General features: G+C 68.7%; 13 protein-coding genes. 8 read left to right on the forward strand and 5 right to left on the reverse strand.

The features are described from left to right. Positions 1-1,418: NAD-dependent succinate-semialdehyde dehydrogenase (locus VHB27_RS13650; RefSeq protein WP_325601281.1), on the forward strand; the 1,418-nt coding region annotated here is incomplete at its 5' end. 76 nt (positions 1,419-1,494) lie between these two features. Here VHB27_RS13650 and VHB27_RS13655 read toward each other — a convergent pair. Further along, positions 1,495-2,247, reverse strand: a complete 753-nt coding sequence (locus tag VHB27_RS13655) for an SDR family NAD(P)-dependent oxidoreductase (RefSeq protein WP_325601283.1) — start codon at positions 2,245-2,247, stop codon at positions 1,495-1,497. A gap of 22 nt (positions 2,248-2,269) precedes the next feature. After that, a complete protein-coding gene (locus tag VHB27_RS13660) occupies positions 2,270-2,713 on the reverse strand; it encodes a hypothetical protein (RefSeq protein ID WP_325601285.1) in 444 nt (147 codons plus the stop codon). 146 nt (positions 2,714-2,859) lie between these two features. Between VHB27_RS13660 and VHB27_RS13665 the strand changes: the two genes are divergently transcribed. Continuing rightward, positions 2,860-4,347 carry an aldehyde dehydrogenase family protein gene (locus tag VHB27_RS13665; protein WP_325601287.1) on the forward strand — a complete coding sequence of 496 codons (1,488 nt, stop codon included), beginning with the start codon at positions 2,860-2,862 and terminating at the stop codon, positions 4,345-4,347. 125 nt (positions 4,348-4,472) lie between these two features. On the opposite strand, the gene VHB27_RS13670 is transcribed toward VHB27_RS13665, so the two are convergent. From VHB27_RS13670 to VHB27_RS13680, 3 genes are all read right to left on the reverse strand, one after another. After that, positions 4,473-5,180 (reverse strand): glutathione S-transferase family protein, encoded by a 708-nt coding sequence (locus VHB27_RS13670; RefSeq protein WP_325601289.1) that lies wholly within the window; start codon positions 5,178-5,180, stop codon positions 4,473-4,475. After that, positions 5,177-6,367 (reverse strand): CaiB/BaiF CoA transferase family protein, encoded by a 1,191-nt coding sequence (locus VHB27_RS13675; RefSeq protein WP_325601291.1) that lies wholly within the window; start codon positions 6,365-6,367, stop codon positions 5,177-5,179. Before VHB27_RS13675 ends, VHB27_RS13670 begins: the two co-directional genes overlap by 4 nt. A 133-nt stretch (positions 6,368-6,500) precedes the next feature. After that, positions 6,501-7,445 (reverse strand): MBL fold metallo-hydrolase, encoded by a 945-nt coding sequence (locus VHB27_RS13680; protein WP_325601293.1) that lies wholly within the window; start codon positions 7,443-7,445, stop codon positions 6,501-6,503. Between the two features lie 157 nt (positions 7,446-7,602). On the opposite strand from VHB27_RS13680, the gene VHB27_RS13685 reads away from it, so the two are divergent. The 6 genes from VHB27_RS13685 to VHB27_RS13710 all read left to right on the forward strand — a co-directional run. Beyond that, on the forward strand, positions 7,603-8,223 hold the full coding sequence (locus tag VHB27_RS13685; RefSeq protein WP_413788629.1) for a peroxiredoxin: 621 nt from the start codon (positions 7,603-7,605) through the stop codon (positions 8,221-8,223). Next, entirely contained in the window at positions 8,216-8,659 is a 444-nt protein-coding gene (locus VHB27_RS13690; RefSeq protein ID WP_325601297.1) for a metalloregulator ArsR/SmtB family transcription factor, read from the forward strand. Before VHB27_RS13685 ends, VHB27_RS13690 begins: the two co-directional genes overlap by 8 nt. A gap of 24 nt (positions 8,660-8,683) precedes the next feature. Next, positions 8,684-9,118 carry a YeeE/YedE family protein gene (locus VHB27_RS13695; RefSeq protein WP_325601299.1) on the forward strand — a complete coding sequence of 145 codons (435 nt, stop codon included), beginning with the start codon at positions 8,684-8,686 and terminating at the stop codon, positions 9,116-9,118. After that, positions 9,115-9,552, forward strand: coding sequence for a DUF6691 family protein (locus tag VHB27_RS13700; protein ID WP_408904001.1), 438 nt, complete (start codon positions 9,115-9,117; stop codon positions 9,550-9,552). Before VHB27_RS13695 ends, VHB27_RS13700 begins: the two co-directional genes overlap by 4 nt. Before the next feature lie 9 nt (positions 9,553-9,561). Next, the gene (locus tag VHB27_RS13705; protein WP_325601303.1) at positions 9,562-10,890 is read left to right on the forward strand and encodes an NAD(P)/FAD-dependent oxidoreductase; all 1,329 of its coding nucleotides are present in this window, start codon (positions 9,562-9,564) and stop codon (positions 10,888-10,890) included. Between the two features lie 97 nt (positions 10,891-10,987). After that, on the forward strand, positions 10,988-11,408 hold a 421-nt coding region (locus VHB27_RS13710), incomplete at its 3' end, for a sulfite exporter TauE/SafE family protein (protein ID WP_325601305.1).

Raw genomic sequence — 11,408 nt, forward strand, 5'->3', positions numbered from 1 at the left:
ATCCCGAACTGAAACTCTACGTCGGCGGCGAATGGCGCACCCGCTCGGGCGCCCCGGTCATCAACCCGGCGGATGAAAGCGTCCTCGGCACCGTGCCGCACGCCACGCGCGCCGACCTCGACGACGCACTGGCCGCCGCGCAGGAAGGCTTCCGCGTCTGGTCGCACACGGCGCCGTCCAAACGGGTGGAGATCATCATGCGCGCCACCCAGCTCATCCGCGAGCGGGTCGAAGAGATGGCCGTCGCCATGACCCTGGAGCAAGGCAAGCCGATCGCCCAGGCGCGCCTGGAAATCATCCGCGGCTGCGAGATCATCGAATGGGACGCGCATGAAGGCCGCCGCGTCTATGGCCGCGTCATCCCCGCCGAGGACGGCATGCGCCACACCGTGCTGCGCCAGCCGATCGGCGTGGTCGCGGGCTTCTCGCCCTGGAACTTCCCGATGAGCTCACCGGCCCGCAAGGTCGGCGGCGCGCTGGGCGCGGGCTGCAGCATCATCCTGAAAGCGTCCGAGGAAACGCCCGCCGGCGCCGTGCAGCTCGTGCAGGCCTTCCATGACGCGGGCCTGCCCAAGGGCGTGCTGAACCTGGTGTTCGGCGTGCCGTCCGAGGTGTCCGAGTACCTGATCCCGCAGCCGTCGGTGCGGCTGGTGACCTTCACCGGTTCGGTGCCCGTCGGCAAGCACCTGTCCGCCATGGCGGGCGCGCACATGAAGCCTGTGATCATGGAGCTGGGCGGCCATTCGCCGGTGTTCGTCTGTGACGACGTCGATCCGGTTTCGGTCGGAACGAAGTCGGCGATCGGCAAGTCGCGCAACGCCGGGCAGGTCTGCGTCGCGCCGACGCGGTTCTTCGTGCAGGACAAGATCTACGACCAGTTCACCGACTCCTTCACGCAGAAGGCGGCGTCGTTCAAGATCGGCAACGGCCTCGACCCGGACAACGACATGGGGCCGCTCGCCAACGACCGCCGCATCGCCAAGATGGAGGAACTCGTCGCCGACGCCAAAGCCAGGGGCGCGCGCGTGACGACCGGCGGCAACCGCATCGGCAATCGCGGTTACTATTACCCGATGACGGTGATTGCCGACATCCCGGACGACGCCCTGGCCATGCGCGAAGAGCCGTTCGGTCCGCTGGCGCTGATCAGCCGCGTCAAGACGGTCGACGAGGCGATCGAGAAGGCCAACTCCGTCGCCTATGGCCTGGCCGGCTATGCCTTCACCAACGATGCCCGCGTCGCCGAACAACTGGCGGAACGGGTGGAGGTCGGCAACCTGTCGATCAACCACTTCGTCGCCTCCAGCGCCGAAACCCCGTTCGGTGGCGTGAAGGACAGCGGCATCGGCCGCGAGGGCGGCACCGAGGGCCTGACGCATTACACGGTCGTCAAGAACGTTTCGCACCTGACGGCCTGATTGGTCCCGATGACGGCGGCGGACGCGCGGTGCGTCCGCCGCTTTCGTTCGTCATGGCGGACGAAGAGCCGCCGGTTCAGCTTCGCTTGATCGCCAGCGGTCCCGAGGCCTGGCAGGTCGGCATGATCTCCATGCGGTTGATGTTCATATGCGCCGGCAGGCCGATGACCCAGGCGGCCGCCTCGGCGATGTCCTCGGCGGACAGCGGCGTGGTCCCGGCGTAGACCGAGGCGGCCCGCGTCGCGTCGCCGCCGAAGCGGGTGACGCTGAACTCCGTGCCGCCGACCAGCCCCGGCTCCAGGTCGGTCACCCGCACGCCGGTGCCGATCAGGTCCGCGCGCAGGTTCAGGCTGAACTGCTTCACGAACGCCTTGGACGCGCCATAGACATGCCCGCCGGGATACGGATAGGTGCCGGCGGTGCTGCCGATATTGATGATGTGGCCGCGATCGCGCGCCACCATGCCCGGCAGCAGCGCATGCGTCATGTGCAGCACGGCCGAAACGTTCACCGCCACCATGCGGTCCCAGTCCGCCATCGACGCTTTCTGCGCCGGGTCCAGCCCCAGCGCGAGGCCGGCGTTGTTCACCAGCACGTCGACCGCCTGCCAGCCGGCCGGCAGGCTGCCGGGCAGCGCGGCGACGGAGGTTTCATCCGTAACGTCCAAGGCGAACGGCAGCAGCGCATCGCCCAGTTCCCGCTGCAACGCCTCCAGCCGGTCGGTGCGGCGCGCCGCCGCGATGACGCGATGGCCGTCGCGCACGAACCGGCGCGCCATCGCGGCGCCGAAGCCGGCGCTGGCGCCGGTCACCAAAATCGTCAGGGCCATGCTTGTTCCTTCTGGTCGAATGTCAGTTCCGGGGCTGGCTCTGCACGGCATGTGCCTCGTCCGCCGCCATCTGCAGGTCGCGCGACAGCATCCGCGCCGAGTCCCGCGGCAGCGCATAGCAGACTTGGAACGGAGACCCCAGCAGGAACATGGCGACGACCCGTCCGCTCATGACATCGACGCCGACGCTGACCGGATGATCGATATCGGCGCGCGGCACCGCGAGCCAATCCTGGCCCAGGCTCAGGTTCTCCCCCCGGTTCTCCCCCTGGCTCTCCCCCTGGTGCTCCGACAGCGTCGCCGACAGGAAGGCCTGCTGGAACACCGCCGCCAGGGTCTCGACATAACCGAAATCGATCTGGACCGCCTGCCGGTTCCCCGCCGTGTCGCTGAAGCGGAACTCGATGAAGGCGCGCCCGTCATCGATATGGATCTCGTCCAGCAGCCGGACCTCTGGCTTCGCCATCCGTTCCCCTCGCTTCGCTATACCCTATAGGATATAGCGGAACACCGGTCCGGCGGTACGTCAAGCGGATCGCCCGCCTGGACCCGGCAACCCGTCGCCGCTATACCCCGTTCCACATAACAATCGCTGTCGAGGAGACCGGCCCCATGGACGTCGTCGAGCAGACCCAACACCTGAAAGCGGCGAAGATGCTGATCGGCGGCGAATGGGTCGACGCAGCCTCCGGCCAGCGGCTGACGGTGGAAAATCCCGGCCGCCGCACGCCGATCGCCACCATCCCCCGCGGCGCCGCCGAGGACGTGAACCGAGCGGTGACGGCCGCGCAGACGGCGTTCCCGGCGTGGAGCAAGGTGCCGCCACGCCAGCGCGGCCGGCTGCTGATGCGCATCGCCGACGCGATGGAAGCTCGCATCGAGGAACTCGCCCACATCATCGCCGAGGAGACCGGCAACGCCATCCGCACCCAGGCTCGGCCGGAAGCCACTTTAACTGCCGACATTTTCCGCTATTTCGGCGGGCTCGCCAGCGAGCTGAAGGGCGAGACCATTCCGTTGGGCGAACATGTCCTCAGCTACACGCGGCGCGAGCCGCTGGGCGTCGTCGGCGCCATCATCCCCTGGAACGCGCCGGTGCTGCTGGGTGCGCTGAAGATCGCCCCGGCCCTCTGCGCCGGGAATACGCTGGTGCTGAAAGCGGCCGAGGACGCGCCGCTGGGCGTGCTGTTCATGACCGAGGTCTGCCAGCAGGTCCTGCCCCCCGGCGTGCTGAACCTGCTGACCGGCCTCGGCGAGGAATGCGGCGGCCCGTTGGCCAACCATCCGGCGATCCGCAAGCTGTCCTTCACCGGCTCGACCGAGGTCGGCAAGATCATCATGCACGCCGCCGCCGACCGGATCGTCCCCGTCTCCCTGGAACTCGGCGGCAAAAGCCCCGCGATCGTCTATCCCGACGCGAACGAGGACTGGGTCGTCGACGGCGTCATCGCCGGCATGCGCTTCACCCGCCAGAGCCAGTCCTGCACCGCCGGCTCGCGCCTGTTCCTGCACCAGGACATCTTCGACAGCTTCCTGGAGAAGCTGACCGCCAAGACCCAGGCCCTGAAGCTGGGCGACCCGCTGGACGAAGCCAGCGACATCGGCGCCATCATCAACGAAAAGCAGTTCCGCAAGGTCTGCGGCTATGTGGACGAAGGCCTGAAGCGCAAGGATGCCCGCCTGGTCTTCGGCGGCCTGCCGCCGAAGGAAGGCCCGCTGTCGCAGGGCTATTTCGCCGTGCCGACCGTGTTCGCCGACACCTCCAACGACTGGCGGCTGGCGCGCGAGGAGATCTTCGGCCCGGTCCTCGTCGCCATCCCCTGGGAAAATGAGGAAGACGCGGTCCGCATGGCCAACGACAGCCATTATGGCCTCGCCGCCTATGTCTGGACGCACGACATCGGCAGCGGCCTGCGCACGGCGCATGCGATCGAAAGCGGCTGGGTGCAGGTGAACCAGGGCCTCGGCCAGCAGCCCGGCCATTCCTATGGCGGCTACAAGCAGAGCGGCCTGGGGCGGGAGTTCTCGCTGGAAGGGATGCTGGACAGCTTCACCCAGCGGAAGAACGTGACGGTGAACCTGAACACGCCGCGCATGTAGGGGACCGAGGCCGAGCGTCGGCAACTCCCCCCGCCTGCTGATCGGGCTCCGCCTGCTATCCTGGTGCCCAACCGGCACCCCGGCGCCGGGCTAGGGTCCGGGGCTCGCAGCGAGCGCCGACGGCATCACGCCGGCAGCGACTTCGCGGTCTGGCCGAACAGCACTTTCTTCGCGGCCTCGGTGTGCGGCCCCTGGCGTCGGAAGTCCTTTCCGACATCGACGCCGCGCCGCACCGCCGGCCGGTCCTTGATCCTGGCCCGCCAGTCCGCGACCTTGGGGAACTCCTCCAGCGACTGGCCCAGCGGCTTGGCGATCAGCACCCAGGGGAAGCAGATGATGTCGGCGATCGAATACGCGTCCCCCAGAATGAACGGCCGGTCGGCCAGCCGCCGCTCCAGAACGCCCAGGCAGCGGTTGTATTCCCCGGCGTAGCGGCGATGGGCATAGCCGTGGTCGGTGTCCTCGACCTGCTTCGCATAGTTCACGAAATGGCTGAGCTGGCCGGCCATCGGCCCCAGGTTGCCGACCTGCCAGAACAGCCATTCCAGGCACTCCTTCCGCCCGCGGGCGGTGGTGGGCATCAGTTCGCCGGACTTCACCGCCAGGTGCAGCAGGATCGCGCCGGACTCGAAGACAGGCGTCGGCCCGTCCGGAGTGTCATGGTCGACGATCGCGGGCATCCGTGCGTTCGGGCTGATCGCCAAGAAGTCCGGCTTGAATTGGTCGCCGGCGCCGATATCCACCGGCTTCAGCGTATAGGGCAGCCCGGTTTCCTCCAGCATGATGCTGATTTTCCACCCGTTCGGCGTCGGCCAGAAATACAGGTCGATCATGCCGCACTCTCCGTCACGGATGCGCCGATGGCGCTGATTTCGGCCGGCGTGTAGCCCAGGCCGGCCAGGATCTCCGCCGTGTGCTGGCCCAGCGCCGGTCCGCCGGCGCGGATCGTGGCCGGCGTCGCGGAAAACCGGGCGGCCGGCCGCGCCTGGCGCAGCGCACCGGCCTGGGGATGCGCGGTCTCGACGACGATGCCGTTGGCCGCGACCTGCGGATGGCCGATCATCTGCGTCCGGGTCAGCACCGGGGCGCAGGGCACGCCCTCTCGCGTCAGGCGTTCCAGCCATTCCTCGGCCGGGCGGGTCATCAATGTCTCCTGGATCAGCGCCAGGCGTTCGTTGATGTGGCGCTGGCGCAGCGCCGGTGTCTTGAAGCGCGGGTCATCCAGCCATTCCGGCTTTTCCAGCGCGCGGGTCAGCGCCAGCCATTCCTTGTTGGTCTGCACCGCGGCGGTGATGGCGGAGGTGGCGGTCTCATAGATCAGGTCGATGAAGCTGGCGGCCTCCTGCTGGGGGATGTGCTCCTCGACGAAGGTCTGGCTGCCCATGTCGGAGCCCCAGAGGAACGCGACGACGGTGTCCAGCATCGACAGCCGGACATGCTGCCCCTGACCCGTGCGCGCCTTGTGCAGCAACGCGGCGGTGATGGCTTGGGCAGCGGTCATGCCGGTCAGCTTGTCGGGCAGGATGGTGCGCACCAGGCGCGGACGTTCGGTGTCGGACCCTGCTTGCACCGACGCCAGGCCCGAGACGGCCTGGATCAGCGGGTCATAGACCGGCTTCTGGGCGTAAGGCCCGGTCTCCCCAAAGCCGCTGATCGACACATAAACGATCGCCGGCGCCACCGCTCGGACCGCGTCCTCGCCCAGCCCCATGCGCTCGATCACGCCGGGACGGAAGTTCTGGATGAACACGTCGGCCGTGGCGACCAGGCGCAGCAGCGCATCGCGGGCCGCCGGGTCCTTCAGGTCGAGCGCCAAGGACCGCTTGTTGCGGTTGTTGTTCAGGAACGACGCCGAGAACCCGTTCCGCCGGTTGTTCGCCGCACGGGTGTGGTCGCCGCCATCGGGGTTTTCCACCTTGATCACGTCCGCCCCCTGGTCGGCGAGGATCATCGTCGCCTGGGGGCCGGAGATCATGGAGGTGAGGTCGACGATGCGGATGCCGTCTAGGGGGCCGGGCATGGGGCAAACCTTCGCTGTCCAAGGCGAAGGATATGGTCGGTGGGCGCAAGGGGGCAAATATCGTCCACCGTCCGCCGCAGGCCCGATCGGCCCGGCCGAGACCCGAGATTACGACCTTCCGGTCCGAGCGGCCTCAAAGCTGGTTGAGCGGGATCTTCAGGTAGCGCTGGCCGTTGTCCTCGGGCGGGGGGAACTCGCCTGCCCGCATGTTCACCTGGACGGACGGCAGTATCAGCTTCGGCATGCCGAGCGTCGCGTCGCGCGCCGTGCGCATGCGCACGAATTCCGCCTCCGGCACGCCGTCATGCACGTGCACATTGTCCTGCCGTTCGGCGGCGACCGTGGTTTCCCAGGCATACGCATCGCGCCCCGGCGCCTTGTAGTCGTGGCAGAGGAACAGCCGCGTCTGGTCGGGGAGCGACAGCACGCGGCGCGCCGACCGGTAGAGCGTCGCCGCGTCGCCGCCGGGGAAATCGGCCCGCGCCGTGCCGTAATCCGGCATGAACAGCGTGTCGCCGATGAAGGCCGCGTCCCCCACGACATAGGTCATGCAGGCCGGGGTATGGCCGGGCGTGTGCAGCGCGACCGCTTCGATCCCGCCGATCGCGAACCGCTCGCCGTCCTTGAACAGGTGGTCGAACTGGCTGCCGTCGCGCTGGAACGCGGTGCCGGCATTGAAGACCTTGCCGAAGATCTGCTGCACCACGCGGATGTTCTCGCCGATGCCCAGCCGGCCGCCGAGGCTCTGCTTGATATAGGGCGCGGCGGAGAGGTGGTCGGCATGGACATGGGTTTCCAGGATCCATTCGACCTGCAGCCCCTTCTTCCGGACGAAGGCGATGATCCCGTCCGCCGCGGTGAACGCCGTGCGTCCGGCGGCGGCGTCGTAATCCAACACGGAGTCGATGACGGCGCAGCGCCCGCTTGCCGGGTCGCTGACGACGTAGGAGGCGGTGTTGGTCGGTTCGTGAAAGAACGCCGCGACCTCGGGCCCGCGGCGCGATTCCCGGGTTCGGACGACGATTGCCTGGGCTTCGGCGAGGCCTTGGTCGGTTGCGATGTTTGTACCGCTGGGCATGGGACCCTCCTGTTTTGGCGGCCGCCTATCATTATCGAAAGTTCGATATTGACTTTCATGAAGTATATAATGATATGGGCGCGACGCAAAGCCAAAAGAGGCGCCGGTGACGCAACCCACCGATCAGACCACGACCACCCCAACCGGGCCGCAGGCCCTGCCGCTGCTCAACGAACCCGCACCCGGCTTCCGAGCCCGCACGACGCATGGCGAACGCGCGCTGGCGGACTATCGCGGCCGCTGGCTGGTCTTCTTCGCCCACCCCGCCGACTTCACCCCCGTCTGCGCAAGCGAGTTCATCGCCTTCTCCCAGGCCTATGACCGGTTCCAGGCGCTCGGCTGCGACCTGCTGGGCCTCTCGGTCGACAGCCTGTTCGCCCATATCGCCTGGCTCCGCAGCATCGAGACGCAGTTCGGCGTCCGCGTCCCGTTCCCGATCGTCGAAGACCCCTCCATGGTCATCGCGCGGGCCTACGGGATGCTGCATCCGGGCGCCCATACCAGCGCCACCGTCCGGGCGAGCTTCGTGATCGATCCGGCCGGCATCATCCGCGCCATCACCTGGTATCCGATGACGGTCGGCCGCAGCGTCGAGGAACTCCTCCGCCTCGTGACCGCCCTGCAGACCAGCGACCGCGAGCAGGTCTTCACGCCGGAAGGCTGGCTGCCGGGCGGGGCCGTGCTGATGCCGCCGCCGATCCTGATGCCGGGCATGCCGTTCGCGCCAGCCCTCGAGCCGGGGGATTGGTACTACAGACTGGGGGCCATCGATGGCTGAACCGACGGACGCGCCGCTTCCCGCGGCATTCGGCGCACGGGCCGAGGCGGTCGCCGACCTGCTGAAGCTGCTGGGCAATCCGCAGCGCCTGATGATCGCCTGCCTGCTGGCCGAGGGGGAATTCGCCGTCAGCGAGATCGAATCCCGGCTCGGCATCCGCCAGCCGAACCTGTCGCAGCAATTGGGTGCGCTGCGCGAGGCGGGCGTCATTCAGGGACGGCGGGAGGCCAAGGCGGTGATCTATCGCCTGGCGGATGCCCGCGTGGCCGCCCTGCTCGCGGCGCTGCACGACATCTTCTGTCCCGAAGGCGCCGGTGCGTTCGCCGCCCGGCCCGACGCGGCACCGGCCGCGCCACGCGGCACGCCGGCCGGCACACCGTTCCTTCTGGCGGGCGCTGCCGCCTTCGCCCGCCTTCACCCCGCCGCGGGCGGCTGAGGCGGGAATGAAACCGAGGCCAACATGAACTGGGCGCTCTACCTTCAGTCCCTGTGCGGCGGCTTCCTCATCGGTGGGGCCGCGGCTCTGTTCCTGCTGCTCAACGGGCGCATCGCCGGGATCAGCGGAATCCTCGGCAGCGTCCTTGAGCCGCGGAGCGCGCAGACCTCGACCAACCTGCTCTTCCTGCTTGGCCTGCTGCTGGGTCCGCTGGTTTACGCGCTTCTCGCCGGCCACCTGCCCCGGGTCGATATCGCGGCAGGCGCGGGCACGCTTGTCCTCGGCGGCTTCCTGGTCGGTTTCGGCACCCGCCTCGGCTCCGGCTGCACCAGCGGCCATGGCGTCTGCGGCCTCGCCCGCCTCTCTCCGCGCTCCTTCGCGGCGGTGGGCGTCTTCATGGCGGCCGCGATCGTGACCGTCTTCGTCACCCGCCACCTCCTGTCGGCAGGCGTGTCATGAGGCCGCTCGCGGGAGGGTTCGCGGGGTTGGTCTTCGGCATCGGCCTTGCCCTCTCCGGCATGCTCAATCCGGCGCGGGTGCTTGGCTTCCTGGACCTCGCGGGTGACTGGGACCCCAGCCTCGCTTTCGTCCTGGTCGGCGCCGTCGCGGTGTCCATGATAGGGGTCGCGGTTGCCCGACGCCGACCGCGCCCGCTGCTCGCAGCCCGGTTCGGTTGGCCGACGGCGGACCGGATCGACGGCCGGCTGCTGGGTGGCGCCGCGCTGTTCGGAATCGGCTGGGGCCTCGCAGGGTTTTGCCCCGGGCCCGCCATCGCCTCCCTCGGACTCGGGATCGGCAAAAGCCTCCTGTTCGTCGCAGCAATGCTGGCCGGCATGGCGCTGTACCGCGCGCTGCTCCGGCCCCGGTCTCAACAGCAACAGCCGGCACCCTGAGGAAACGCCATGACGTTCGAAGCCCAAAGCCAGGATGGCATCGCCTCTTTTCATGCGACCGGGACGGAGGCCGCGCGGGCGGCCCGCCCGCCCGCCAGGACCCATGACGTCGTCATCGTGGGCGGCGGCAGCGCCGGCATCGCCACCGCGTCGAGCCTGCTGAAGCGCAAGCCGGGCCTGTCGATCGCCGTCATCGATCCGGCGCAGGATCATTTCTACCAGCCGGGCTGGACGCTGGTCGGCGCGGGTGTCTTCCGCCCCGAGGTCACGCGCCGCCCCATGGCCGCGGTGATGCCGAAAGAGGTGGCCTGGATCCAGAAGCCCGCCAGCGGCTTCTCGCCGGAGACGAACGAGGTCGTGCTGGAGGACGGCAGCGCGGTCGGCTATCGGGCGCTGGTCGTCGCCCCCGGCATCAAACTCGATTGGGACGCCATTCCGGGCCTTTCCGAAACGCTCGGCCGGAACAACGTCACGTCGAACTATCGCTTCGACCTCGCCCCCTACACGAACCACGTGGTGCGCGCGCTCGCGGGCGGCCGAGCGCTGTTCACCCAGCCGCCGATGCCGATCAAGTGTGCCGGCGCCCCGCAGAAGGCGCTTTACCTGTCCTGCGACCAGTGGTCGCGCGCGGGCACGCTGGGGAAGACGCAAGTGGAATTCCACAATGCGGGCGCGGTGCTGTTCGGCGTCGCGGCCTATGTGCCGGCGCTGATGGACTACGTCCGCCGATACGGCGTGGACCTGCGGTTCGAATCGAAACTGGTCGCGGTCGACGGCCCCGCGAAGGTCGCGACGTTCGAATGCAAGGGCGCGGACGGGACGGTCGAGCGCGTGCAGCATCCGTTCGACATGCTGCATGCGGTGCCGCCGCAATGCGCCCCGGATTTCGTCCGGTCGGGCCCGCTTGCCGGCGCCGGCGGCTGGGTCGACGTGGACCCCGCGACCATGCGGCATGTCCGCTATCCCGACATCTTCGCGCTGGGCGACGCCTGCTCCACCTCCAACGCGAAGACCGCCGCTGCCGCCCGCAAGCAGGCCCCGGTCGTCGCGCTCAACGTGCTGGCGGCGCTCGCCGGCAAACCGCCGGTGGCCGAATACGACGGCTACGGGTCCTGCCCGCTGACGGTGGAGCGTGGCCGCATCGTGCTCGCCGAGTTCGGCTATGGCGGCACGCTGCAGCCGACCTTCCCGAAATTCATCATCGACGGCCAGAAGCCAAGCCGCGCGGCCTGGTTCCTGAAGGATCGGATGCTGCCCTGGATCTACTGGCAGGGAATGCTCAAGGGCCGGGAGTGGCTTGCCGCCCCGTGCATGATCGCAGCCGCGCCCCGCGGCTGAACCCCAAGGGCTGAGCCCCAAAGGCTGGGGCTTCAGGGCTGAGCCCCGAGGGCTGAGGCCGACACGAAGACCCCGAACGACAGACGGAACGGAAAGCATGGATTGGCTCCACGGCGGTCTCGCCATTCTCTGCGGCAGCCTGGTCGGGTTCACCCTCGGGCTGATCGGCGGCGGCGGGTCGATCATGGCGACGCCGCTCCTGCTGTATGTCGTGGGCCTGTCGCCCCATGTCGCGATCGGCACCGGGGCGCTCGCCGTCTCCGCCAACGCCTTCAGCAATTTCGGCGGCTATGCCCGGCAGGGGCTGGTGCGCTGGCAGTGCGCGATCCTGTTTTCCGTCGTGGGCGTGGTGGGTGCGACCCTTGGCTCTTTCGCCGGCAAGCAGGTGGACGGCAAGCGCCTGCTGTTCCTCTTCGCGATCCTGATGATCGTCGTCGGCGTGCTCATGCTTCGCCGCAAGGACCGGGCCGCCGCGATGGCCGGGCCGGGAAAGGGGGGGCTGGGAAAGGGCGGGCAGG

The organism is Rhodopila sp. (assembly GCF_035548235.1).
GTDB lineage: Bacteria > Pseudomonadota > Alphaproteobacteria > Acetobacterales > Acetobacteraceae > Rhodopila.

Bases quoted from the DNA above. Each gene is read 5' to 3' on its own strand.
- VHB27_RS13700 (WP_408904001.1), top strand. From the start codon at position 9,115: ATGAGGCCGCTCGCGGGAGGGTTCGCGGGGTTGGTCTTCGGCATCGGC.
- VHB27_RS13680 (WP_325601293.1), bottom strand. From the start codon at position 7,445: ATGCCCAGCGGTACAAACATCGCAACCGACCAAGGCCTCGCCGAAGCC.
- VHB27_RS13705 (WP_325601303.1), top strand. From the start codon at position 9,562: ATGACGTTCGAAGCCCAAAGCCAGGATGGCATCGCCTCTTTTCATGCG.
- VHB27_RS13660 (WP_325601285.1), bottom strand. From the start codon at position 2,713: ATGGCGAAGCCAGAGGTCCGGCTGCTGGACGAGATCCATATCGATGAC.
- VHB27_RS13670 (WP_325601289.1), bottom strand. From the start codon at position 5,180: ATGATCGACCTGTATTTCTGGCCGACGCCGAACGGGTGGAAAATCAGC.
- VHB27_RS13665 (WP_325601287.1), top strand. From the start codon at position 2,860: ATGGACGTCGTCGAGCAGACCCAACACCTGAAAGCGGCGAAGATGCTG.
- VHB27_RS13675 (WP_325601291.1), bottom strand. From the start codon at position 6,367: ATGCCCGGCCCCCTAGACGGCATCCGCATCGTCGACCTCACCTCCATG.
- VHB27_RS13695 (WP_325601299.1), top strand. From the start codon at position 8,684: ATGAACTGGGCGCTCTACCTTCAGTCCCTGTGCGGCGGCTTCCTCATC.
- VHB27_RS13690 (WP_325601297.1), top strand. From the start codon at position 8,216: ATGGCTGAACCGACGGACGCGCCGCTTCCCGCGGCATTCGGCGCACGG.
- VHB27_RS13655 (WP_325601283.1), bottom strand. From the start codon at position 2,247: ATGGCCCTGACGATTTTGGTGACCGGCGCCAGCGCCGGCTTCGGCGCC.